The sequence below is a fragment of the Candidatus Nitrosopumilus sp. bin_32a genome, from assembly GCF_054095935.1.
Map to the genome: position 1 here is coordinate 148751 of NZ_JBSWSN010000003.1, position 24125 is coordinate 172875.

Consider the following 24125-nt stretch of genomic DNA (forward strand, 5'->3'; position numbering starts at 1 on the left):
ATTTTTTATGTTACTATCAGAATATAGTGAAATATAATTATTTACTTTTTTACATGCTTTCGAGTCTTCAATGCTTAAATAATTTTCAATTTCGATTAATTTAATGAATTCTAGGAACTACAAGTATGCTCTATTACTTGTAGCCGCAGTATCTATCACAGCAGTCGGTGCTATGTCTCAGGCATATGCACAAAGTGTTGATGATGGTATGGACGGATATGTCAAAGGAACCAGTGGAATTTACACTGGTAACCCTAACGAATGTTGGTATGAAGAAGATGGCAGCATGCTACCTTGTAAAATTGATACAGGTGATACAGCATGGATGCTTACAGCAACATCTTTGGTACTTTTCATGTCCCCAGGTGTCGGTTTCTTTTATGGCGGATTAGCCAGATCAAAGAACATCGTCAATGTACTTGGTATGACCCTAATTGTAATGGGTCTAATGTCAGTACAATGGGTTCTATGGGGATACTCACTAGCATTTGGTGGAATTGATTCAGATGCAAACATGTTCATGGGAAATCTCGATTACGTCGGATTTAACATGGTTTCACCATACGCACCATTAGGAGAAGCAGGTCCATGTGCAGACACATGGTCAGCAGCTTACCAGATGAATGCTATGGTTGAAGGAGATGTTTGTAGTCAAGGTTGGCCTGGTACAGTACCTCACCAACTATTTGCAATGTTCCAAGCAACATTTGCAATTATCACACCAATTCTAATTATTGGTGGATTGATTGACAGAATCAAATTCAGCGCATTAATCATATTCGTTCTCTTATGGGGAACCTTCGTTTATGATCCAATAGCACATTGGGTCTGGGGAGGCGGATACATAGGAGGAGGTGCACTTGACCTCGATCCAGAACTATCACCATCATACGCATTAGACTTTGCAGGTGGTACTGTAGTACACATTTCTTCAGGATTTGCTGCATTGGCAGGAGCCCTAGTCCTTGGCAGAAGACTTGGATATGGCAAAGTGCCAATGGAACCACACAATATCCCAATGGTGGTCCTCGGAGCAGGAATACTCTGGTTTGGATGGTTTGGTTTCAACGCAGGAAGTGAAGTTATGGTAGACGGCATTACCGTCAGCGCATGGACTGTTACAAATACAGCAACTGGTATGGCTGCAATCACTTGGGTGCTCATGTCTTGGGCACATACAGGAAAACCAAGTGTTGTTGGAGCTGCATCAGGAGCAGTGGCAGGATTGGTAGCAATCACACCAGCCTCAGGTTGGGTAGGTCCAATGGCTGCGATTATAATTGGAATTGCCGCTGGTACAGTTTGTTATGCATGTATCGCATTCAAGAGTGCACGCAAATGGGACGACGCATTAGATGTATGGGGAGTACACGGAATGGGTGGTCTTACAGGTGCAATTTTGACTGGTACATTAGCTAGTCCACACATTTGGGATACTGGAGACGGTATCGGTGCATGGACTGGTACTGCAGAAGGAATGGAACAGCAAGCAATCAGCATCATTGGTGCTGCAATATCAGTAGGCTATGCCTTTGGTGTTACAATTGTAATCCTCAAAGTAATGGATGCCGTATGGCCGGGCGGAATCAGAGTCACTCCTAAAGAAGAGGAGATTGGTCTTGATTTGGCACAGCATGGCGAAAGAGCATACGTTAACGAATAGAAAAACCCTTTTCTTTTCTTCTTTTTATTTTAATCCAAATCAATTTACATTTGATCATTTTATCTAAATCATGCTAATCTCTACAACTGAACTAAATTCAATTCTAAATGACTCTGAAGTTATCATAGCTGATACACGCTCTTTCAAAGAATATTCTGAAGGACATATTCCAGGAGCCGTTCATTTGGATCTATTTGCATTTCATTGGATTGATACAACTCAAGAAGGAATTGAAAATTTCAACAATCAAACTCAAAACCTTCTTTCATTTCTTGGAGTGACACCAGAGAAAAAAGTCATCTTTTATGATTCAGTTTCTGGAATGCTTGCAGCAAGAGGGGTTTGGATGCTGATGTATTTTTCTCATCAAAATGTCTCCATGCTAGATGGAGGAATTACAAAATGGAAAAAAGAGAATCTTTCAACTGAGACAAAACCCAATGGTTTCAAACCTTCTAAATTTTCAGGAAAAATCAACTCAGATATTATTTCAGGGTTTGAATACATTAGAGATAATTTAGAATCCTTGAAAATCCTTGATGCTCGTTCTCCCGGAGAATATGATGGAAGTATAATTCGAGCAGCGCAATCTGGACATATTCCAAATTCAATCAATGTTGATTGGAATCAAAATATCACAAAAGATGGCACTTTCAAAAATGATGAAGAATTATCAAAAATGTATGAAATTCCTAAAGATACTGAAATCATCACTTATTGTCAAGGGGCATATAGGGCTGCCAATACATTTTTGGTTTTGAAAAAATTGAGATTCAAAAATGTCCGTGTTTATCTTGGATCATGGGGTGAATGGGGAAATAAACCCGAATTACCAGTAGAAAAATAATGACAAATTCGAAATTATCTTTTATCTGTTTTGGAGGTAAAAATGAATAAAATATTCTATGTAATAATCCCAGTTCTTGCATTTTCAATAATTTTTGTAAACATGTTTTTTGGTCATCTAATTTTTGCATCTGAAACTCAAGTTGTAAACAAGTATTCAGTGTATGTTCACTTACTACCTGAATGGCAAAGTGATTCAAAGAATATTATTTTTGAAGTAACAAACACCTGGCACAAATCAGATAAAATTAGTGATGTAAATCATGTATTTGATGCTGAATTTAAAGAATACAATGAAAATCAACTTCATGAAATCAATGGTAAATCATATGTTGAATTAAAGCATGAATTCAGTAATTGTCAAGAAGAATGGCAACCAATGCTGTATAGAAAAGCAGTGGATGCTGTTAGACATGAAATAGAATATGTCCAAGGACAACAGCTAAGTACAGATCCTAGCGTTTCTGTATATCCTGATATTCAGAACAAAAATTATGATAATTTAGAACAACAATTAACAATTAAAAATGGATATGCGCAATTTTTCCCAATTTGTACTTCACAGGATGCCACATCATACGATTATAGTGTGAAAACTGATAACAAAGATTTGGGTTTTGATGTTTATTTTGTTTCCTCCTATTTGGAACGTGAAAACTTTGTAAATTCCAAATTTGATTATTACACAGAATCTGGATGCTATGCTCAAAATAAACAGAGTTACAGTGGCACATGTAACAATATCAAAAAAGATAGTGGCTTGCTAGTAATTTTTCCTGACAATCTAAAACCCTGGACTACAAAAGTTACAGTAAATCTTTATGAAAATAATTAAAATTTTCTATTTCTTTTTCCAAACAAATTGATTGTAAATCAACTCTGGTCTAATTTGTCTAAATGGCTGTGCTCCACCATCATACCATTTTGTAAAGAATTCATACAAGTGCAATCTGAGAGACTGGATGTATACAATTAATCCCTCAATCATCATAATTCCTAAGTTTCCTCCAATTATCATGGCCATTGCAGCACCTGAACTTGCACCTCCAAGTGATTGAAATGCATTGTTGACTGTCATGAGCAATGCAGCGTGTACAAGTAACATAATTCCTAATCGAGCATAACTAATTGTATGTGCTAAACTTTCTACTGTCTTTCCAAGAAATACTTCCATGACCACATTTGCAGCCGAACCTCCATCTTCAGGATGTTTCTTAGCATGTAATACACCGCCAACTATCATCAAGATCATTGATGTAATAATAATCACAACTGCAATTCTTGTAATAATCCATACTTCTGCCCATTCTCCTAAGAAAATTGTAACCCAAGGAACTGCTTCTGTGTGAACTTTGGAATACATGTTCATCACGTCATAATTAGCTCCAATTGCACACATCATGATGACGACAATTCCACCATAAAGCGTAATGTTGGGAATTGCTTCCATAAACATAACAAACTTGTGACCTTCTGCAGCTAATCTCTTTACTCTTAGAACCATTGCCCAAACCAAGTGAACAATTCCAATGAATAATGAAACTTTGAGTATGTTAATGACTTGATCAAATGTTAATTCTGCTACACTAAGAATACCTACAATCCAACTAACCGAATGTAATGCTCCGCCTTCTTCTAACAAACCCTCCAATGGCCCCATATGATCTAGATGGAATCCAAAGGCTTCGCCTGCACCAACACCTGCTATAGCAGCTGAAGCTCCGGATATTGCAATCAACATGCCCCATCTTGAAAGTGTACCTTGTCCTTTTACTTTGAATAATAATCCCATTCCCATTAGTAATAGACCGTGACCCATATCTGCAAACATCAGTCCATAGAAAATTGGCCACATTAGAGCAATCATTGGAGTTGGATCTGCTTCTCCATGTTTTGGAATGCCTTGACTTTCTGTAATTACCTCAAAAGTTTTTACGAATTTTTTATTATCAAATAATGTTGGAATTTCTTCTTTTAATTTTGGATCAGTGATGTCTTCAACTATTGACATCCATTGTTTAGTTGAATCTTTGAATTTCTCCTCCATTTTAGATGGAATGAATCCTTGAATTACTGCAAAATGTTTTGTTCCTGCTGGTTTTCTAACTGTCTCCAGAACATCTTTGGCTACTTGAGCCTCTTCATGAATTGCTAAAATATCTCGTCTAATCTTTTTTGTAATCTTTGCAATTAGTTTTGTGTTTGCTTTTTGTTTCTCAGTCAATTCTTTAATTTTTGATTCTGCCAATGCATATGCTTCAGATGGAACTTGAGAGATCCCTTCTGGAATTACAAAGGGATTTGCATTAAATCCTCTTAGTACTTTGAGGGTTTTATCAGAATCGGCTGTACTGGAAATTACAAGAATTGCTGCTTTCTCTTTACTTGCTAGTTCATATTTGTAAAATGTAATTCCTTCTAATGCTCTACTAATTTCTTCAAAGTCAGCAGAGTTTATGACAAAAAGATTTGTATAAAAATACTTCATTAATCCAAATCCTGAAAGATCAATACTTAGCTTCTTGGCAATTTCTAATGTTTCTTTCAGTGATGTGTATTCCTCAAGTGAGCGTTTCAGTGATGCTTGTACCTCTAAAAGTTTAGATGGTTCATCAATGATTGTTGGCGTTCTTTTTTTAAGGTCAACTATCATTTCTTCTATCTCATCAATTTCGTAATCTTTCTTCTTGATTGTTGTACCTTTGAACATTATCTCTAAAATTCCAACCATTGGAGGAATACCCAGACCTTTAATCACATCATCAATAGATTGGTAAATTTGCTGAGCATCTAATAATAAATCGTCAATTTCTGGTGTGACTAGGTCATTTTCAGTATCAATTTTGTGAAACCATTCAAATTCAGTTAATCTAGAAATTGCTCTTGGAGAGTCACTTCTTGGTAAAATTAAACTCCCAAGCTTTAGATCGGCCACAACCAAGATAATCCATCGGTGATTTCTTTGATTTTAATATCTTTCTGAATTTGCTATTCATTCCCAAACATTAAAATCTATTATGGATAAATGGCACCCATTGGCAAATCTTGCTTTAGAACAAACTATCGATAAAATCCTTAATCAAACTCAAAAAGAGATCGAATCTAGCATGGATTCTGCTTTAACTGACTCAAATCAAACTCTTGATAATGCTATTCCTAAATTAGAAAAAGAATATGACAAAATTATTGCAGATGGTAAGAAAGAAGCAGATAAAATTGAAAAACAGATTATCGGCGGTGCTGATATTGAGGCTAGAAACAAACAACTTTTAACATTAGAAGCCTCTGTTGATAAGGTCTTTACAAAGGCATTAGACGAAATTACAAATAATGAACGCAGTGGTGATTATGCTAATTTGATAAAATCATTATTAGATGAATCAATCAGAATTTTAGGTACATCTGAAGTTATAGTATCTGCAAATTCTAAAGATCGTGATGTTGTTCAATCTACACTATCTGGATTTCCTGGATCTGAATTATCCTCAGATGTTATCGAATGTATTGGTGGTGTGATCATCAAATCTAAAGATGGAGCAATGACTTTCGATAATACTCTTGATGCAAGGATTGAACGTTTGAAGCCTTTAATTAGGAAAGATATTGTAGCAAAATTCGGAGTGGGAAATTAGAAAATGGCAGCTCAAGGTAGAATTGTTTGGGTAAGCGGTCCAGCTGTAAGAGCAGACGGTATGTCTGATGCAAAAATGTATGAAACTGTAACTGTAGGTAATTCAAAATTAGTAGGCGAAGTCATTCGATTAACTGGAGATGTTGCATTTATTCAAGTATACGAATCAACAAGTGGTCTTAAACCCGGTGAGCCTGTAATTGGTACTGGAAATCCACTTAGTGTATTATTAGGCCCTGGAATTATTGGACAACTATATGATGGAATTCAAAGACCACTAAGAGAATTATCTAAAGCATCTGGTTCTTTCATTGGAAGGGGCATCACAACAACTGCAGTTGATATGACAAAAAAATATCATTTTGTTCCAACAGCAAGTAATGGCGATGAAGTTTCTGCAGGAAATATTATCGGAACTGTTCAAGAAACTGATCTTATTGAACACTCTATTATGTTGCCACCAGATCATCCAGGTGGAAAACTTTCAAACCTTGTATCCGAAGGAGATTATGATTTAGAAACTGTAATGGCCACTACTGAGAAAGATGGACAATCAATTCCTGTTAAAATGTATCACAGATGGCCTGTACGAAAACCACGTCCTTACAATAAAAGATATGATCCAACTGTACCCCTCTTAACCGGACAACGTGTTATTGATACATTCTTCCCAATTGCAAAAGGTGGAACCGGTTCAATTCCTGGAGCATTTGGAACAGGAAAGACTGTAACATTACACCAAATTGCAAAATGGGCTGATTCTCAGGTTGTTGTCTACATTGGTTGTGGTGAAAGAGGAAACGAAATGACTGAAGTATTAGTTGAATTCCCACATCTTAAAGATCCACGTAGTGGAAAACCATTAATGGATAGAACTGTCCTTGTCGCAAATACTAGTAACATGCCAGTAGCAGCAAGAGAAGCAAGTATCTACACTGGTGTCACAATTGCAGAATATTACCGAGATATGGGTAAAGATGTTGTACTTGTAGCAGATTCTACAAGTAGATGGGCTGAATCACTTAGAGAAATGAGTGGAAGATTAGAAGAGATGCCTGCAGAAGAAGGTTATCCGTCATACTTGGCATCTAGATTAGCAGAATTTTATGAAAGAGCAGGCCGTGTTCAAGCATCTGGTAGTCCAGAACGTGATGGCTCTGTTACTTTGATTGGTGCTGTATCTCCATCCGGTGGTGATTTTACAGAACCAGTTACAACTCACACAATGAGATTTATCAAAACTTTCTGGGCATTGGATGCAAAACTTGCATACTCTAGACATTATCCATCAATTAATTGGATGAACAGTTATTCTGGTTATCTTGCAGATATTGCAAAATGGTGGAGTGAAAACATTAGTGAAGATTGGTTTAGCATTAGAAGTGAAACTTATGGTATTCTACAACGAGAAGATACATTAAAAGAAATTGTCAGACTCTTAGGTCCTGAAGCATTACCTGATGAAGAAAAATTAATTCTTGAAGTTGCAAGAATGGTAAAGATTGGTTTGTTACAACAAAATTCATTTGATGATGTTGATACTTATTGTAGTCCAGAAAAACAATTCAAATTAATGAAATTATTAGTTGATTTTTACAAAAAGGGACAACAAGCACTCAAAGAAGGTACAGCGTTATCTGACATACGTGGATTGTCTATAGTAACTAGTTTACTCAAAGCAAGAATGGATGTCAAAGATGATGAGATGCCAAAACTTGATCAATTAGATAAAGACATGCAAGAACAATTCAAAGCAATTTCAGGAGTAAAAATATCAAATTGACAGCAGAAGGCGGAGTTCAATACAGTAAGATTGCAGAAATCAAAGGTCCTCTAGTTGTCGTAGATGATGTTGAAAGTGCAGCATTTGATGAACTAGTTGAAATTGAAACTACTGATGGTGAAAGGAGATTAGGTAAAGTTCTTGAAGTAGGAAACGGTAAAGCAATTGTACAAGTCTTTGAAGGAACAACTGGATTATCAATATCTGGAACTAAAGCAAAATTTGTAGGCAAAGTTATGGAAATGCCCGTATCAAAAGAGGTACTTGGTAGAGTATTTGATGGATTAGGAAGACCAAAAGATGGACTGCCAGATCCAATTGCTGATAAATTTATTGACATTAACGGCGAACCAATGAATCCTGAACAACGTGAATATCCAAAGGATTTCATTCAAACCGGTGTATCTGTAATTGATGGATTGATGACTCTAGTTAGAGGACAAAAACTTCCAATCTTCTCAGGTTCTGGTATGTCTCATAATCTTTTGGCAGCACAAATCGCAAGACAAGCAAGTGTTGTTGGAACACAAGATGATTTTGCTGTAGTATTTGCAGCAATTGGTGTGCAATACAGTGAAGCAGAATATTTCAGACGAAGTCTTGAAGAATCTGGTGCACTCAAAAGAAGTGTTCTATTTCTAAATACTGCAGATGATCCTGCAATTGAAAGAATTATCACGCCTCGTGTAGCATTAACTGTCGCTGAATATTTGGCATTTGAATTAGGAATGCATGTTTTAGTTGTAATGACTGACATGACAAACTATGCAGAGGCACTAAGAGAAATTAGTGCAGCAAGAGAGGAAGTTCCTGGAAGAAAGGGATATCCTGGTTATCTATACACTGACCTCTCAACAATTTATGAGAGAGCAGGAAAGCTCAATGGAAGAAAAGGAAGTGTCACACAAGTTCCAATTTTATCAATGCCATCTGATGATATTACTCACCCAATACCTGACCTTACTGGTTACATTACAGAAGGACAAATTGTAGTTGGTAGAGACTTGTTCAGACAAGGAGTTTATCCGCCAATCAATATTTTGATGAGTCTTAGTAGATTAATGAAAGATGGAATTGGTGAAGGAAGTACCAGAGAAGATCACAGTGAAGTTTCTAATCAAGTTTATGATGCATATTCTAGGGCACAAGAAGTAAGAGCACTTGCAGGTATTGTAGGTAAAGCAGGACTTACTGAGATTGACCTCAAATACATGGATGTAGGTGATACTTTTGAAAAAGAATTCCTTACACAAGCAACTGATGAGAATAGAACAATTGAGGAAACACTTGCTCTTATGTGGAAGATTGTCTCAAAATTACCAAAGAATGAGATTACTAAAATCAAAGACAAATACGTAGAACAATATTACAAGGAAGAGTAACTGAATGTCATTTGGACAAAACGTTGCAGCAACAAAAATTGAACTTTTCAAATATAAAAAATCTACACAAATTGCTGTTATGGTTCAGCAAATCTTAGATGATAAACGTAAAGTTCTCTTAAAAAATATTGAAGAAATGATTCAGGAAGCATCTAAAGCAAGAGGTGGAATTTGGGATCCTTTACAAGATATTTACAAATCCGTAAATGAAGCATATCTAGCACTTGGTACCAACACTGTTGACTCTGTTGCAGAATCTACTCCTCCTGTAATGGAAGTAGAAGTTCATGTTAGAAGAGTTGTTGATGTGAAAATTCCTGCACTTACTGTAACTGAAAAAGATACAAAATCAATGCCTTATGGATTTGCAGATACGAATTCTTCAATTGATAGAGCAGCAAAACAAATCAAAGAATTGATGCCAAAAATTTGTAAAGCAGCAGAATATGAAAATTCTATTTTTAGTCTTGCAAAAGCATTAGAAAAGACCCAAAAATTGTTAAATGCACTTGAAAATGTCATTATTCCTCAATACAAAGAAAATATTCGATTTATTCTCTCTACTCTTGAAGAAAGAGAAAGAGAAGAATTCGCAAAGTTAAAAAAAGTGAAGGCAAAGATGGAAAGTAGATAATAATGGCAAAAGAAGAAATAAGAAAATTACTCGAAAACTCTAAAAAAGTTATAGAAAAAGATCATGAGGATTTCTCAAAATCAATCAAAGCTGATTTAACCTCTTTCAAAAAGAAAGCGCTCAGTTAATCTGAAATTTTATTATCATGATTTAAATATGGATTTAAGAGAGTTTGATCAGAAAATGAAACCTATCGTTTTACTACTTTTGGCAGCAGCAGTAATATCCGTTATTGGATCTACTGGAGTTGCATACGCTGCAGAAGGCGATGCAGCAGGAAGTTCTGACTCATTCAAAATTCTCGGTGCAGGATTAGCTTTCGGTCTAGCAGCTTTCGGTGCAGGTATTGGTCTTGGTCAAGTAGGTGCAGCAGGACTTGCAGTAATTAGTGAGAATCCAGCACTACAGTCAAAAGTATTCATCTTCGTAGGTATGGTCGAATCCATTGCAATCTACGGTATAGTTATGATGTTTATCATCTTAGGACAATAGTCCAGACTACATATTTTTCAAATTTTTAGATTTTTTATTTAATTATATTTTAGCTTGTTAACATCCAATACTCTTGCACAATATCTGCATTTGAGAACTCTTCCTTCTTTGTCGATAACATCCATTACTGATTCAATGTATTCTGTACTGTTTGTAATGCAATCCGGATTTGAACATCTAAAAATTCTATCAATCTCATTTGGTAATGAAACCCTTCGCTTCTCCACAAGTTTGTATTCTTTTATCATGTTAATTGTTGCTGCAGGTGCGATAACTGCTATCTTGTTTGTATCATCATCTTTCAGAAACTTGTTTTCTACCTTGATGATATCCTTTTTCTTAAATTTGCCACTGGGAACATTCAGAGCTACGGTAATTAGACTGCCGTCTTTCCCATCAATTCTTAATGCACTAAGCACCTGAAGACCTTTTCCTTCGTCTATGTGGTCAATTACAGTACCTTCTTTAATTCGTCGAACCATAAGGTCGGACTGTTCCATCAGAATACTTTGTATAGTCACCTGTATATATTATTGAAAGAATGAACGAGTTCTACCAAAAAGATATCATCTCAATTAAGGATTATACAAAAGATCAACTGGAAACTATCTTTACATCCACTGATAAAATTATGCAACTAAGCCTATCTGAAAGAAGAGAAATTTGCAAAGGTAATACATTAGGATATTTGTTTTATGAGCCAAGCACTAGGACTCGTCTTAGCTTTGATTCTGCTATGGCATCCATCGGTGGTAATTCATTGGGCATTTCTGACATTGCATCTTCATCAACTCAAAAAGGCGAGAGTCTTGCTGATACTGTTAGGATAATGTCAATTTATTCAGATGTCCTAGTTTTACGTCATCCTATGGATGGCTCAAGTAGATTTGCTGCAGAAATTTCTGATAAACCAATAATTAATGCAGGTAGTGGTACTGAAGAACATCCAACTCAGGCAATTCAAGATTTGTTTACAATCAAAAAAGAAAAGAAAAAGATTGACGGTTTAAAAATTGGAATTGTAGGTGATCTAAAGTATGGACGAACTGTCTACTCCCTATTACATGGACTTGGAAATTATGATGTTGATGTAAGATTGATTTCTCCTGAATCATTAAGAATAAGATCTGACTCGACGTATGAAATAAAAAAGAAGTTAGACTATGTTGAATCTGCTGACATTGAAGATCATCTGGATGAACTTGATGTTCTATATGTGACAAGAATTCAAAAAGAGAGATTTCCTGATGAAGAAGAATATCTCAAGGTCAAAGGAAGCTATGTTGTGGGATTAGACATGCTAAAGCGAATGAAAGACGATTCAATAATTTTGCATCCGTTGCCAAGAATTGATGAAATCTCTGCCGATGTTGATAAAACAAAAAATGCCAAATATTTTGAGCAAGCCGAGTATGGAAAACATACTCGTGCTGCCCTGTTAGGTATGATTCTAAATGAGAATGGATTTTAAATTTTAAGAAAATCCGTATTCCATATATCTAGAGACGTTTGAATAAAACTAGTTGACAGAAAAAAAAGTTATCCCAATTTTTCCTTTAGATTTGGTTTTATTTCCAAGACAAGAACTTCCACTTCGGATTTTTGAGCCTCGGTATAAGCAATTAGTTGATGATTGTATGATAGGTGATGGTCAGTTTGGAGTTTGTTTGATTGATGAAAACAATTCTGTTAATGGCTGGAATTCTCCTAAATTAGTGGGTACTATGGCTAAAATTTCCAAGTGTGAAGATGTAGAAATGGATGGATTACAGTTACACATTGAAACAATTGGAAGAAATTCATTTAAAATCAAAAGAATAATTCCCCCCTCTATAACACAACCAGCAAATTATGATCCTCTTTCAGTTGAGGGCCACCAAGAAATTTCTGAAATACATGAAAAAATTGGAACAGAAGAAAAAATGTACATACAAGCAGAAGTTGAAATGATTCCTGAAATTGATGAGAATATCTCACTTGAGAAATGGGAAAAACTAGTTGAATTATGGAAAAAGAAAATCATCAAACAAGCTTTACCCCAAGTTGTTGATTTGCATTCATTGGATCATGTTTTAGAACAATACTATCTAAACACTGATACCCCAACAATTGACTACATTTACTCATTATCGGCAATCGGTGCTAAGGATCCAAATGAGTTACAGCCAATTTTAGAGGCTACAACTATGGATGAACTAATTAAGCGAGTTGAAAAATTATTAACAGTATAATTATGATGTCTTTAAAAAAATTTGTAATATTTGGATTGATTTCTTGTTTGTTGTTTCCTGCAAGTAGTGTTTATGGACATGGTTTTGGTCTTGACACAATTTCTTCAATAGATATCCAAGGAAAAAAGCTCTCAATTTCAGTAGAGATGCCAATGATTTTTGAAAATGATCAAGAACAAATTACGATTACTGCTACTGAAGATGACACAAAAGAAAAAGCAAAAAATGTTACCTTCCTGATTGGTTTATTTCATGAAAACGAAATGATATTTAGAAATTATTTCTTTGCAGAAGATGGTGTTTTACAAATACAAGTCAATCCTACACTAGAGGATAAAATTACAATTCATGGTGAACAAGACTCTTTGCTTGGAGCATGGCGTGGAACTGAATCTGATCCTCTTAAAATCACAGGGCCTTTGTTTGATTCCAGTGGATTATACAATTTTGAAATTGAGATACGAACGATAGATGAGCCTACAAATATCATAGAATCGGGAATCTATAATGCTGATTTGAGCGTAATTGAGACTGTATCGTTTACTCAAAAAGACTCTGAAAACAATGATGTAGATTTTCGTTCAAAGTCGTATTTTGACACAATCTCTAATTTCAATTATGATTATGAGGCTAACCAAGTCACGTTTGAAATGCCATTTGACTGGAGTGAAAAACAAATGTCTCATGTTAATGTGGTTCATGTAGAAACACACTTTCCAAAAGATTTTGTAGAATTTTTGGCACCTAGCTATTCTGGATATGTTAACGGAGTTGAATTATTCAAATCTTCAGTTTCTGTTGATGATTATACAGAAGATGATGAAAGAATAATTCATTTTGTTTTGTTACAAGATCACTTGAGATATTTAAAAAATGAAATGAAAAAAGATCTTGATGATTATCCTGATAATATGGTATTTACAATTTCTATGAGCAAAGATACAGCATTTCCATTAGAAGCTTATACAAAAAGTGAAGATTTCAAAGTAAACCTCTCATGGGATCCTAAAGATGTAGAACCTGGGGTTGACACTAATTTTATTTTTACAATCAGGGATGGAAGAACAAATGAGCCTCTAAGAAGTTCTGACTATACATTTGTAATAATTCAAAATGGAAAGGAAATTCATCGTGTTTCTGGAATGGCTCAAGTTGGTGGTGATTTTGAAAAATTTGCATTCACTGAAGATCAGACTGGCCCCACAATTATTAAATTTGAAAATATTCGAAATACAGGACAAGAAACTGAATTTGTTTTAGTGGTTGCACCTGAATTTGGAACTATTGCATTGTTGATATTGGTAATTTCTACAATCAGTGTTATTTTTGTTACAAGAAGGAACCAATTGTTCATTTAAAGAGCAACTAACTTTACTGTATCCATATTTTTATTTCTCTGAAAGTCTTTTGTAATGGTAGAAACTTTTTCTGCATCTCCATTAATTACAAAAAGTTCCATGCATTTTTTTTTATCAATTTTACTATGAAGATGTGTTGTGATTAAATCTTCAAAATTATGTGTAATTCCAGAAACTATGTGATCAAACTCATCATTATGAACGACTAAGAGAATGGCATGAATATTTCCTGATAAATCTGCTTTTTGTTTTTCTTCAGAAACAAATGCTCTAATTCCTGCTCTGATAGCTTCAGACCTCCCTGAAAACCCCATTGAGGATTGTAGCTTGTCTAATTCTGATAAAATCTCATCATTTAGAGAGATTGAAACTATTGGCATATGCCTAATGTTATTAATTATCTTATAAGTTTAGCAATTAATCTTATTAAGATTTTATAGATTTATTAATAATTTATAGCGATTTGTTTTGTGAATACTCAAACTAAGATGGCAATTATTGCAATTATGATAGTAATTCCATTAACTTCAATTGCAGTTTATGGTACCAATACCAATCAACAGTTTACAAATAATGATAATTTTAAACTTCAAGTAATTTCATCGTTTAATCCACTTCATGAGTTTTCACAAATAGTAGGTCAAGAAAAAGTTAATGCCATATTATTAGTTCCTGTTGGAGTTGAACCTCATGATTGGGAACCTACAATCAAAGATGTACAACAAATGCAAAAGTCAGATCTAATTGTGATAAATGGAATTGGTTTTGAAAACTGGGTTGATGATTTAATTGAAAATAATTATCAAGGAATTATAGTTGATACTAGTAATGGAATTAAACTAAATCAACCTGAAGAACAACATGATGAAGAACAACATGATGAAGAACAACATGATGAAGAACAACATGATGAAGAACAACATGATGAAGAACAACATGATGAACATGAACATCTTGCAGGTGATCCGCATATTTGGTTGAATCCGGTATATGCAAAAATTCAAGTTCAAAATATTGCAAATGCTTTTTCTAATTCTGATTCTAAAAACAGTGAATTTTATCATATGAATGCTGAAAAATATAATAAAAAATTAGATTTACTTGATTCAAAAATTAGAACTGAATTATCTGATTGTAATAATGATTTTATAGCATTCCATGATGCATTTTCATATTTTGCTAAAGAATATGATTTAAATCAACATACAATTATTCCATCAAGTAATTCTCATGGAGAAGCTACTGCAAAAACATTGGAAAATGTTATTTCAAAAGCCAGAGAATTAAATATCAAAGTAATATTTAGTGAAGAATCTGTTAATACAAAAACTTCTCAAATAATTGCTAATGAAATAGGAGGAAAAGTTTTAGTTTTATCTCCACTTGAAATTGTTTCTGATGGTAATTATATTTCTAAAATGAATCAAAACCTTGAACATCTAAAGGAGGCATTATGTTGAAAGTAGTTGAAATCAATAATCTAACTGTTCAATATCCTGATGTTAAGGCTCTAGATGACATTAGCTTAGTAGTAAATCAAGGAGACTTTTTAGGCATTATAGGACCAAATGGTGCAGGCAAATCAACACTTTTTGCTTCTATGCTTGGACTGAATACAAAATACAAAGGGACAATCAAATTTTTTGATGAGGACATAAAAAAATCAAAAAGTTATTTGAAAGAACTTGGATATGTTCCACAAAAGCCAATCTTTGAGAGTAACTTCCCAGTAACTGTTACTGATGTTGTTAGAATGGGATTAAGAAAAGAATCTGATGAAAATAAAATTGATGAAATTTTGCAACAATTATGGATACATGAATTACGTGAAAGAAGAATTGGAGAATTATCTGGTGGACAACAACAACGTGTCTTTATTGCAAAGGCTTTGGTAAATAATCCAAAAATTTTGATTTTAGATGAACCAGTAACTGGAATTGATCAACAAAGTATTGATCTGTTTTACAGTATTTTACGTGAATTAAATTCTAAACAAAAAATTACTATTATTTGGTCATCACATGATTTGGATGCAGTTAACAAATTAGCCAATCATGTAGCATGTCTGAATAGAACTTTGTTCTTTCATGGTGAGTCTGAAACATTCTTTTCTGATGATAAACTAGTTAAACAATATTCTGAGGCCTCAATGCAGGAACACATGCATCATCATTAATCATGTCTTTTGAAATTTTAACTTTTAGTTTTATGCATAGAGCATTAATTTCTGGAGTTGCTATTGCAATTCTTTGTTCAGTTGTGGGGTTGTTTCTAGTTTTAAGACGTTATTCATTATTTGGTGATGCAATAGCACATTCATCATTTGGTGGAATTGCTTTAGGATTATTGGCAGGTGTTTATCCATTATGGACTGCATATGCTGTTTCTATAGCTAGTGCACTAATTATTACAAAAGTAAAAGACAGGTATAACATCTCTGGTGATGCATCTATTGCTGTTTTACTGTCCTCAGGCATAGCAGTTGGGCTTGTAATTATTGGATTATCTGGAGGATTCACAATTGATATCTTTAGTTTTCTATTTGGTAGTATTCTACTTGTTAGTGTAGATGATACTGTTCTAGTTTTAGCATTAACTGGTGCGATTCTAATTGTAATTTTATTACTATATCGGCAACTTCTTTATTCTACATTTAATGAAGAACAGGCTAAAGTCAGTGGAATTCCTGTAGAAAAAATAAATTACTTGATTGTGTTCATGGCAGGAATTACTGTAGTTACATCAATTCAGCTTGTAGGAGTATTGTTAATTTCAGCTCTATTTGTAATTCCTAATGTTACAGCAATAATGTATGGTAAAGGATTCAAACAAACAGCAATACTCTCAATGAGTTTTTCTATTTTCTCAGTTGTGGTGGGAATTCTAGTCTCTTACGTCTTTGATATTACTCCTGCAGGAACTATTGTATTGATTGCAATTGGATTGCTTGCAGGAACTATGGGAATAAAGTCAGCTGGATTGTTATCTAAGAATTAATCAAAGAATTTAGTCTTCTTTTATCTTGAATACTTTTTACATAAAATAAAGATGTTGCAATAATTCCTAATGCAATTAGTGGTGATGCAAGCTCAGTATATTTTATTTCAATATTATTTACTTCTTTAACTTGTGTTATGCTTACTGGAATTTCTGTAATCTTTACTGTTCCAATTTTATTTGATTGTTGTTCGACAAACCATACATTGTCATTGCCATCTGATGTCATAAATTGAATAAAAGACGTTTCAGTTGGAATTGGAATTTCTAACAAGTTATTGTTATCTGGATCATACACTCCTAAACTATCAACAGTATGTTGTGCAAACCATACATTTCCATATCTGTCAAATGTCATACCAAACGGCAATGCTTCATTATTAGGTACAGATACTTTTTCAAATGTCTCCAAGACTGGATTGAATCTGGTAATTGCTAAACCTGTATGTTCAGCAATCCATAGATTTCCATCTTCATCAAAAATTAGAGCTTCTGGTGCCTGCAAAACTGTTTCAGTTGAAATTTGAGTTAGATGATTATCTTTAGGATCTATGAATCCTATTTTGCCTGCTCCTGTAGTAGAATACCATATCTTTCCATTTTTATCTAATGTTAAAGCAAATGGAAGTGATTGTTTATCTGGTAGAATTATTTCTTCAAACACATCTTGGTCTGGAAGATATTTTAGAATTCTATCTTTGTTTACAATTGTAATCCAAATATTATCATCAAAGTCTGCCTTGATGAATAGTGGAGTATTTTCTGAAATTACTGGATCTAGTTTTGGTAGAGTTTTAGTTGTAATTTTTTTTGATTCAATATCGATAAATCCAATTTGGTTTCTTGGAGTGTCTGTAAACCAAATTTTACCTGTATTATCTTGAGTTAGAAAAGTTGTAACTAATCCATCAAATGAATAAGGAGTAAATTCATTTGTTTCAAGTGAGAATTGCCATATTCTAGGTGCAGATGCATCACTAATCCATAAAGAATCACTTCCATCATATATTGGGAATAGGGGCTTTGCATCTTCAGGTAATTCGTATTCTGTAATTTGTGTTTGAATATCTGTTAATCTTGGTTTTATAAGCAAATTCAACAACTTTGATTCATTTGCATTCTCAGTTCTCTGAGCTTCCACTTCTACTAACCATTCTCCAGAAAATCCAAATGTTAATTCTCCTTGAAATTCAGTTATTCCATCTTCACTCTGTTTTACAATTTCCATAGGAATTTCAATTGGGGAGATGCTTTTTGATGGATTTGAAACTTTGACTTTAACTTGGTTTGAATCAGATAATGGATTGCCCTCAGAGTCAGTTACTTTGACCAGAATTGTATTTATTCCACTAGAAAATGGTGAGATATCTATATCAAATTTTGCGTTTTCAGTAAATTCTATAGTTTTAAACTCATAAACAATCTCTTGTGCATCAACTTTTTGAATTTCACCTGCAGGTAATGTTCCATTAGCTAGTAACGCAACAACTCCAAGTAGAATTATTCCTAATACTGCATCTATCTTAAGTGATCTTTTTAATTTTTTATGAACGGAAATTTTTCCCGTTGAATAATTCTTTTCAGCATTTTTTTGTACTTTAAACTGAAAATAACCTCCTAATCCTACCATAATTGCAGCAATTGCTATTTTAAGAATGATCAATTGACCATATACTGATTCAGTGATTAATCCTACGTCACTTTCTAAGAACCACATCAGTGTTGGACCTGTAATGATTACAATCCCTACTGCAATGATAAATGCAATTGAGAATCTTGGAATGAGTACCAGACTCATTTTCTCCCTGTTTGATTCTTTGAGTTGAGAAAATGTTGGCAATAATGTGAATACAAAATAAAATATTCCACCTATCCATACTGCTGCAACTAAATTGTGAATGTAATCTAGTAACAGTGCTGGTGCTTCTCCACTAGCTGCTCCATGTCCAATAAGACTTGAAGTAGCAATTAATGCAAGTGACATTGCAAGTAATGGGATTTGATTCTTTTTTGATAGAGTTTTTTTTCTGTCCAATCCAAACCAAATTCCTAGTAAAATTATTGTGATTGCCATTCTGATTAGCCAAATATTTCCAAAATCCGTTTGAATCGCATTTAATGGAGATGTTTCTAATCGTATAGTCTGTACCACAATCATCAAAATATCAGAAACAAAAACTAATCCGAGGCCAATTCCAGTAAGGGACATAAATTTCCCGTGATGAATTTTTTCAATCTTTTCTAACTCTTCTTTGATAGGATGTTTATTCTGTGTTCCCCAAATGAATAGAGATGCAATAACAACTCCTAGAACAATTGTTTGACCTACAATTCCTGGAAACCTTGCACCTGCTTCAGGTAAAAATACCAATTCTGATGGCCTTTCCACTCCTAATATAGAAGGATCAACTATGACATCCCCTACTGCAAACAAGAATGCTCCTGGAACAAGATGTCCATCAACTTTTGAGAGGACTTTGGTTGTTGCAGTATAAACTCCATCTTCTAAAGGAGGCGTTGTAACAATAAGGGATAATTCCCCTTCATAGTAATTCGTATCTTTGTTATCTATCTGATTTCCATTATTGTCAAGTACTTTGAGTTCGCTAAAGTTAATGTCAACTGGTTCTGAAAAAAATACAATTACTTCAGTTGTACCAGCAGGTGCATTAGATGATAAGCTTGGGATGGTTTCTTCTGTAAATGGATGAGCTGCTGCAAATGGGATGGAAATGAATGATGAGACCAACAAAACAATTAGAAACTTTTGCATTTAATCTTCAGGTCATTATTGACAATTTAAACAGTTTTCATGAATTCGATCTTTGTACCAATCCACGTAAAGATAATAATGTGTAATAATGAAATGATAACAATGAAGATGGCATTTTTTGGCTTTGTAGCGTTATTGTTTTCAATTGGTATGATTGCTCCATCATATGCACATACTACTGTTCATGTCGAACCATATGAGATTGAAGCAGGATGGGGGATTGAACCTCCTGTAGTTGGAATTCGAAATGATCTTGTTTTCAAATTTACTGAGGCAGGAGAAACAGAAGGTACTCGCAAAGGCGTTACCAATGTTTTCAAAAATATTGATGCTACTGTAATGTTTGGGGGAGCATCCAAAAAAATTGATATTAATTCTGATCCAAGACCTGGATATTATTTCTCTCCAATAATTCCAACTAAAACTGGAAGTTACACTGTAGAATTCAAAGGTGAAATTCACGGTGTGCCTGTTGATGTAAAAATACCTGTTGAAGATGTAGAGCCTACAGCAGTATTAGATTTTCCACCTACAACTAGTGGTGGAGATACTGATATTGCTGCACTAAAAAATGCAATTTCATCATTACAACAAGATGTTTCTAAACTAAACTCAGGTGAAACTACTATTCCTTCAAATGGTGGTGAATCTTATGACTTTGCAATATTTGGTTTGTCAATTGCATCAGCAGCTATCATACTTGCAATTATATCATTAATAAAAAGAAAATAGAAAAAGAGGTATTCCTAAAATCTTGGAACGACTCTAGATTTTGCAGTTACTGCTACGATGCTTATGATTGCAACAGCTAGTATCATCATTGCAATTGTACCAAATTCTGGGACAACGTTTGAAAATACTACTTCTTCACCAATTGGTCCTGTTTTAGGATCGTCAACACCATAGCCTTGGAAAGTAATAGTGATGTCTACTGGATCAGAAGAACTTAGTGGTGCTGTTGTGTGCATTCCTGTACCCTCATGATGATGTGCTCCCATGTCATCTAGAACTGATTCTCCGTTCTGTGTAACAGTGATGTCGTGGTTAACATGTTCAGAATCTTCAAATTCTACATGAACTTCCATCATTTCACCTGCCATTGGTTCGGTAGTCCAAATCGAAACTTTTGTTCCGTCAGACATCATACCTGTTGCAGATGCTTCTGTCATCAAATGACCTCCATCATCCATATGATCGTCACCATGATCATCTCCATGAGTTTCTTTTTCAGCAGCTTCTACTTCTTGTACTATGATCACTCCTTGCATCCAAGGATGGACCATACAGAAATAATCAACAGTTCCTACTTCAGTTGGAGACCATTCAAATGTACTTCCAGCCATTACTAGACCGGAATCGAATAGAACCTGAACTGTGTCAGGCATTTTTGGATCTCCTGATGTGAAAGTGTGTGCTGCGCTATCTGTATTTGAAAAGATAACAACTCCACCTACATCAACTGTTGCAGTACTTGGGATGTAACATCCCTCTGCTGTTTCCTCACAACCTGGTGCGCCAGAACCCTGGGCAGCTTCAATTGTGACTTCTGAATGATCTGCAAAAGCACCTGGTGTCATTGCGACAATACCAGCTGCGATAGCAAATAGTACGAAGAAAGAGCTAATTGCTTTAGTCTTCATAGAGAAATTACTCGATTGGATACATAAAAACCTCACTGGAATTTCCAGACTCGAAACTAGTTTTTTCTAAACTGGTACAGCTTTAGAATTCCAAATACAGGAATTCCGGCATACATTCCAATATTTAGTAGAACTATGGAGATTCCATATCCAAGCATTTCTTGCTCTGAATCAATATCGACATGATTTAGCAAAGATAGTGATGATAACATTGGAGTTAATCCCACTTTAACAATTTCTTTGAAAACGGGATTTTCTCTTTCCAAATCAGCTACAGCTGGTGAAAATGAATAATAGAATTGATTAAATCCACTCATGAAAGCAATTCCAGATTGTGTTGACAACACAGTATTGTCTCTAAGTTCTCTTAACTGTTGAATTTGTGGTGCCATTTCAGAACCATATGCTGCAGTTGCAATCAAACATCCGCCGTTTTCTTCAATAGGTGGAAGATCATTATTTGGCGTTATAGGTTGAGCATTTGCTTCTCCTACCGCAATATCAAATGATACTGTTTCAGTTGGAAGTGGTTGAAACAATATGCCTTCTATTTCAAATTGTATTTTGTATATGCCTTCACCTTGATTAAATTCAATTGGGATTTTTACAGTTCCTACGGAAGTATGGGTAAGTGGAATTGGCCCAAACACTTGATTGCCATCTTTTGTAACTGTGACTGTGTAGTCAATATGTTCTTGAGTTTTTTTTGTTACAGGATTTAGAAAATCAATATTGATTTTTGTTTGGACATCTGGTTGTATATCATCATATGATATATTGACATCGAGTGCTCCTTTGTCTGTTCTCAAAGTCTGCGATTCTGCAAATACTGGAATAATTAATAACGGAATCAATAATGCTGCAAGTAAAATTTTCATACATTGACTTTAAAAAACGGAAATAAAAGTCGTGCTCTGTTTTCCAAACGAAAAAATTCTCACGCATAGAAATGCTGTACCATCTTTAAATATGGAATAAACACAATTTTTGTATTGTATGGCAAGTTTGCTTTATTCATTTCAGTAATTGGTATTTTTTCAATTATTACTATTCTTCCTGATGCATTTGGACATGGACTAGGTGGAGATCAGGCCGAACCAATATCTTTTGGAGGTATGGAAGTAACTGTTCGTACACAATTGAGTCCATCTGACATTACAGTTGGAGAAATTGATTCTGCCAACATGCAAATTCGTTTCTTTGATACGTTAACTGACACTAATTTAGACAAAGTCACATATCGAGTAGAAGTTTGGCAAAGTGGTGAACTTTTAGCTAGAAATCTGTTCTATGATATGGATGGAAGATTAGATGTTAAAATAAAACCAAAAACTGGATGTGATGAAAATCCAATAGAAACATGCTCCATTTATGGTGGTTCTGAACATGTTAGCGCACCAGGTGCACTATATGTTCATGGGGCAGCATGCACTGATGATAATCTAGATATTTGTGGAAGACCCTCAATTACAGGTCCAATATTTGTAAAAGGTGGATTATACAAGATTCGAGTTGACATAGAGGCTGCTACTAGTCCAAGAACAGTATTAGCCAATTTACTAAGTTATGAGACTTTTGTCAGTGTTGCACAAGAACAAAACTTTTCTTTCCAAACAGCAAATGCTGAAGAAATTCCAGTTGTTATAAAAACATACTATGACGATGTTGATAATTTTGAATTTAATACATCTGATAATTCAATTTCATTTGATATGCCATTTGATTGGAGTCCTGACTATGTAAATTTAGTACAAGTAGTACATGAAGAAGTAAGAGTTCCTAAATCATTTGCACCTTATGCAGATGGAAAGCAATTCAAAGGATATGTGAATGGTGTTGAAATTGATCAGAGAGCACTACTGAATGATCCATACTCGTCAGAGGATACAAACATCGTTCATTTCTTAATTACCAAAAATGAATTAGAAAAAATTAACGAAACTCTAGGTCCTTCTAATTATGATAATTTGCAAATGGATTTGAGATTAGTTCCATTGGCTGAAGCATCAAAAAGTTCCACCGAATTTTATCTTGTAGATACTACAAACTATGAAGAAGTCCCAACCACTGTAAATATTGCATGGGATGGAAAATACGGTGCTGACCAAGAAATTCCATTTGAGTTCACATTCTTTAATGAAAATAGAGAACTTATCAAGGATGTAAAATACGCTTATGTTGTTTTAGATGAATTTGATAATGAAATAGCACGAAACGATGGCAGTGATTCAGTTAATCCAGGAATTACATCCATTGAAGGATTAGATGTACAAAGAATCTATGTTCCTTCTACAGGTCAGATTCGTGTTGACATTCTAGTTTATGGAACTGGATTAGATTATGATCCAACATATGCTGGAATCGGTTCAGCAATAATTGAAATTGGGCCAGGTTCTTCAACATCAATACCTGAAAAAACACCAATTCCTAGCTGGATTAAAAATAATGCAGAATGGTGGGCAGCAGGACAAATCGATGATGGTTCTTTTGTTCAAGGAATTCAATATTTGATTAAAGAAGATATTCTCAAGATTCCTCCAACAAGTCAGGGTGCCAGTTCAGGTTCAAATAACATACCTAGCTGGATTAAAAACAATGCAGAATGGTGGGCAGCAGGACAAATCGATGATGATTCATTCATTCAAGGAATTCAATATTTGATTAAAGAAGGAATTATGAGAATTCAATCATAGGT

The 24125-nt window shown here is 34.5% G+C and carries 23 protein-coding genes; 17 read left to right on the forward strand and 6 right to left on the reverse strand.

The annotated features are described in order from the left end of the window. The first annotated feature begins 103 nt into the window (after positions 1-103). The 3 genes from ACW9XH_RS03605 to ACW9XH_RS03615 all read left to right on the forward strand — a co-directional run bounded on the left by ACW9XH_RS03605 (position 104) and on the right by ACW9XH_RS03615 (position 3344). On the forward strand, positions 104-1663 hold the full coding sequence (locus ACW9XH_RS03605) for an ammonium transporter (RefSeq protein WP_457759272.1): 1560 nt from the start codon (positions 104-106) through the stop codon (positions 1661-1663). Between the two features lie 70 nt (positions 1664-1733). Continuing rightward, the gene (locus tag ACW9XH_RS03610; RefSeq protein ID WP_457759273.1) at positions 1734-2510 is read left to right on the forward strand and encodes a sulfurtransferase; all 777 of its coding nucleotides are present in this window, start codon (positions 1734-1736) and stop codon (positions 2508-2510) included. A gap of 42 nt (positions 2511-2552) precedes the next feature. Then, a complete protein-coding gene (locus tag ACW9XH_RS03615) occupies positions 2553-3344 on the forward strand; it encodes a hypothetical protein (protein ID WP_457759274.1) in 792 nt (263 codons plus the stop codon). A 6-nt stretch (positions 3345-3350) separates the two neighbouring features. On the opposite strand, the gene ACW9XH_RS03620 is transcribed toward ACW9XH_RS03615, so the two are convergent. Next, complete coding sequence (locus ACW9XH_RS03620) at positions 3351-5450, reverse strand: V-type ATP synthase subunit I (protein ID WP_457759275.1); 2100 nt, start codon at positions 5448-5450, stop codon at positions 3351-3353. Positions 5451-5526: 76 nt separating this feature from the next. Between ACW9XH_RS03620 and ACW9XH_RS03625 the strand changes: the two genes are divergently transcribed. Genes ACW9XH_RS03625 through ACW9XH_RS03650 form a run of 6 tightly spaced genes read left to right on the forward strand, consistent with a single transcriptional unit; the run spans position 5527 to position 10431 of the window. Further along, entirely contained in the window at positions 5527-6141 is a 615-nt protein-coding gene (locus ACW9XH_RS03625) for a V-type ATP synthase subunit E (RefSeq protein WP_457759276.1), read from the forward strand. 3 nt (positions 6142-6144) lie between these two features. Then, positions 6145-7923 carry a V-type ATP synthase subunit A gene (locus ACW9XH_RS03630; protein ID WP_457759277.1) on the forward strand — a complete coding sequence of 593 codons (1779 nt, stop codon included), beginning with the start codon at positions 6145-6147 and terminating at the stop codon, positions 7921-7923. Beyond that, entirely contained in the window at positions 7920-9305 is a 1386-nt protein-coding gene (locus ACW9XH_RS03635; RefSeq protein WP_457759278.1) for a V-type ATP synthase subunit B, read from the forward strand. Before ACW9XH_RS03630 ends, ACW9XH_RS03635 begins: the two co-directional genes overlap by 4 nt. 4 nt (positions 9306-9309) lie before the next feature. Beyond that, positions 9310-9939, forward strand: a complete 630-nt coding sequence (locus ACW9XH_RS03640) for a V-type ATP synthase subunit D (protein WP_457759279.1) — start codon at positions 9310-9312, stop codon at positions 9937-9939. Between the two features lie 2 nt (positions 9940-9941). After that, a complete protein-coding gene (locus tag ACW9XH_RS03645; protein WP_457759280.1) occupies positions 9942-10067 on the forward strand; it encodes a hypothetical protein in 126 nt (41 codons plus the stop codon). 55 nt (positions 10068-10122) lie between these two features. Then, positions 10123-10431: an ATP synthase subunit C gene (locus tag ACW9XH_RS03650; protein WP_179360722.1), complete on the forward strand. Its 309-nt coding sequence runs from the start codon at positions 10123-10125 to the stop codon at positions 10429-10431. A gap of 38 nt (positions 10432-10469) precedes the next feature. Here ACW9XH_RS03650 and pyrI read toward each other — a convergent pair whose 3' ends face one another. Continuing rightward, entirely contained in the window at positions 10470-10931 is a 462-nt protein-coding gene (gene pyrI, locus ACW9XH_RS03655) for an aspartate carbamoyltransferase regulatory subunit (protein ID WP_457759281.1), read from the reverse strand. Positions 10932-10972: 41 nt separating this feature from the next. On the opposite strand from pyrI, the gene pyrB reads away from it, so the two are divergent. The 3 genes from pyrB to ACW9XH_RS03670 are packed head-to-tail and all read left to right on the forward strand — an operon-like array spanning position 10973 to position 14020. After that, positions 10973-11902 (forward strand): aspartate carbamoyltransferase, encoded by a 930-nt coding sequence (gene pyrB / locus ACW9XH_RS03660; protein ID WP_457759282.1) that lies wholly within the window; start codon positions 10973-10975, stop codon positions 11900-11902. Between the two features lie 52 nt (positions 11903-11954). Then, entirely contained in the window at positions 11955-12662 is a 708-nt protein-coding gene (locus ACW9XH_RS03665; protein WP_457759283.1) for an LON peptidase substrate-binding domain-containing protein, read from the forward strand. 2 nt (positions 12663-12664) lie between these two features. Further along, positions 12665-14020, forward strand: a complete 1356-nt coding sequence (locus ACW9XH_RS03670) for a PEFG-CTERM sorting domain-containing protein (protein WP_457759284.1) — start codon at positions 12665-12667, stop codon at positions 14018-14020. Here the strand turns inward: ACW9XH_RS03670 and ACW9XH_RS03675 are convergent. Beyond that, entirely contained in the window at positions 14017-14400 is a 384-nt protein-coding gene (locus tag ACW9XH_RS03675) for a CopG family ribbon-helix-helix protein (protein WP_457759285.1), read from the reverse strand. The genes ACW9XH_RS03670 and ACW9XH_RS03675 overlap by 4 nt on opposite strands. A 90-nt stretch (positions 14401-14490) precedes the next feature. Here ACW9XH_RS03675 and ACW9XH_RS03680 point away from each other — a divergent pair, with 90 nt between their 5' ends. From ACW9XH_RS03680 to ACW9XH_RS03690, 3 genes are read left to right on the forward strand one after another with little or no spacing between them, the layout of a single operon-like run. Continuing rightward, the gene (locus ACW9XH_RS03680; RefSeq protein WP_457759286.1) at positions 14491-15480 is read left to right on the forward strand and encodes a metal ABC transporter substrate-binding protein; all 990 of its coding nucleotides are present in this window, start codon (positions 14491-14493) and stop codon (positions 15478-15480) included. Then, positions 15474-16196 (forward strand): metal ABC transporter ATP-binding protein, encoded by a 723-nt coding sequence (locus ACW9XH_RS03685; RefSeq protein ID WP_457759287.1) that lies wholly within the window; start codon positions 15474-15476, stop codon positions 16194-16196. Before ACW9XH_RS03680 ends, ACW9XH_RS03685 begins: the two co-directional genes overlap by 7 nt. A 32-nt stretch (positions 16197-16228) precedes the next feature. After that, positions 16229-17017, forward strand: a complete 789-nt coding sequence (locus ACW9XH_RS03690) for a metal ABC transporter permease (RefSeq protein ID WP_457759311.1) — start codon at positions 16229-16231, stop codon at positions 17015-17017. On the opposite strand, the gene ACW9XH_RS03695 is transcribed toward ACW9XH_RS03690, so the two are convergent. Continuing rightward, positions 17007-19790, reverse strand: coding sequence for a virginiamycin B lyase family protein (locus ACW9XH_RS03695; protein ID WP_457759288.1), 2784 nt, complete (start codon positions 19788-19790; stop codon positions 17007-17009). The two genes, ACW9XH_RS03690 and ACW9XH_RS03695, sit on opposite strands and share 11 nt — an antisense overlap. A 102-nt stretch (positions 19791-19892) precedes the next feature. On the opposite strand from ACW9XH_RS03695, the gene ACW9XH_RS03700 reads away from it, so the two are divergent. Beyond that, positions 19893-20522 (forward strand): hypothetical protein, encoded by a 630-nt coding sequence (locus ACW9XH_RS03700; RefSeq protein WP_457759289.1) that lies wholly within the window; start codon positions 19893-19895, stop codon positions 20520-20522. Positions 20523-20536: 14 nt separating this feature from the next. Here the strand turns inward: ACW9XH_RS03700 and ACW9XH_RS03705 are convergent, their stop codons facing one another. Both ACW9XH_RS03705 and ACW9XH_RS03710 read right to left on the reverse strand, forming a co-directional pair. After that, positions 20537-21430 carry a PEFG-CTERM sorting domain-containing protein gene (locus ACW9XH_RS03705; protein WP_457759290.1) on the reverse strand — a complete coding sequence of 298 codons (894 nt, stop codon included), beginning with the start codon at positions 21428-21430 and terminating at the stop codon, positions 20537-20539. A gap of 56 nt (positions 21431-21486) precedes the next feature. Next, positions 21487-22308 carry a CFI-box-CTERM domain-containing protein gene (locus ACW9XH_RS03710; protein ID WP_457759291.1) on the reverse strand — a complete coding sequence of 274 codons (822 nt, stop codon included), beginning with the start codon at positions 22306-22308 and terminating at the stop codon, positions 21487-21489. Positions 22309-22422: 114 nt separating this feature from the next. Between ACW9XH_RS03710 and ACW9XH_RS03715 the strand changes: the two genes are divergently transcribed. Beyond that, a complete protein-coding gene (locus ACW9XH_RS03715) occupies positions 22423-24123 on the forward strand; it encodes a peptidase (protein WP_457759292.1) in 1701 nt (566 codons plus the stop codon). Positions 24124-24125 lie beyond the last annotated feature (2 nt).

Excerpts from the sequence above, each read along its gene's own strand:
- ACW9XH_RS03605 (WP_457759272.1), top strand. The coding sequence starts at position 104 with ATGAATTCTAGGAACTACAAGTATGCTCTATTACTTGTAGCCGCAGTA.
- ACW9XH_RS03610 (WP_457759273.1), top strand. The coding sequence starts at position 1,734 with ATGCTAATCTCTACAACTGAACTAAATTCAATTCTAAATGACTCTGAA.
- ACW9XH_RS03615 (WP_457759274.1), top strand. The coding sequence starts at position 2,553 with ATGAATAAAATATTCTATGTAATAATCCCAGTTCTTGCATTTTCAATA.
- ACW9XH_RS03625 (WP_457759276.1), top strand. The coding sequence starts at position 5,527 with ATGGATAAATGGCACCCATTGGCAAATCTTGCTTTAGAACAAACTATC.
- ACW9XH_RS03630 (WP_457759277.1), top strand. The coding sequence starts at position 6,145 with ATGGCAGCTCAAGGTAGAATTGTTTGGGTAAGCGGTCCAGCTGTAAGA.
- ACW9XH_RS03640 (WP_457759279.1), top strand. The coding sequence starts at position 9,310 with ATGTCATTTGGACAAAACGTTGCAGCAACAAAAATTGAACTTTTCAAA.
- ACW9XH_RS03645 (WP_457759280.1), top strand. The coding sequence starts at position 9,942 with ATGGCAAAAGAAGAAATAAGAAAATTACTCGAAAACTCTAAAAAAGTT.
- ACW9XH_RS03650 (WP_179360722.1), top strand. The coding sequence starts at position 10,123 with ATGAAACCTATCGTTTTACTACTTTTGGCAGCAGCAGTAATATCCGTT.
- pyrI (WP_457759281.1), bottom strand. The coding sequence starts at position 10,931 with ATGGAACAGTCCGACCTTATGGTTCGACGAATTAAAGAAGGTACTGTA.
- pyrB (WP_457759282.1), top strand. The coding sequence starts at position 10,973 with ATGAACGAGTTCTACCAAAAAGATATCATCTCAATTAAGGATTATACA.
- ACW9XH_RS03670 (WP_457759284.1), top strand. The coding sequence starts at position 12,665 with ATGATGTCTTTAAAAAAATTTGTAATATTTGGATTGATTTCTTGTTTG.
- ACW9XH_RS03675 (WP_457759285.1), bottom strand. The coding sequence starts at position 14,400 with ATGCCAATAGTTTCAATCTCTCTAAATGATGAGATTTTATCAGAATTA.
- ACW9XH_RS03685 (WP_457759287.1), top strand. The coding sequence starts at position 15,474 with ATGTTGAAAGTAGTTGAAATCAATAATCTAACTGTTCAATATCCTGAT.
- ACW9XH_RS03690 (WP_457759311.1), top strand. The coding sequence starts at position 16,229 with ATGCATAGAGCATTAATTTCTGGAGTTGCTATTGCAATTCTTTGTTCA.
- ACW9XH_RS03695 (WP_457759288.1), bottom strand. The coding sequence starts at position 19,790 with ATGCAAAAGTTTCTAATTGTTTTGTTGGTCTCATCATTCATTTCCATC.
- ACW9XH_RS03700 (WP_457759289.1), top strand. The coding sequence starts at position 19,893 with ATGAAGATGGCATTTTTTGGCTTTGTAGCGTTATTGTTTTCAATTGGT.
- ACW9XH_RS03705 (WP_457759290.1), bottom strand. The coding sequence starts at position 21,430 with ATGAAGACTAAAGCAATTAGCTCTTTCTTCGTACTATTTGCTATCGCA.
- ACW9XH_RS03710 (WP_457759291.1), bottom strand. The coding sequence starts at position 22,308 with ATGAAAATTTTACTTGCAGCATTATTGATTCCGTTATTAATTATTCCA.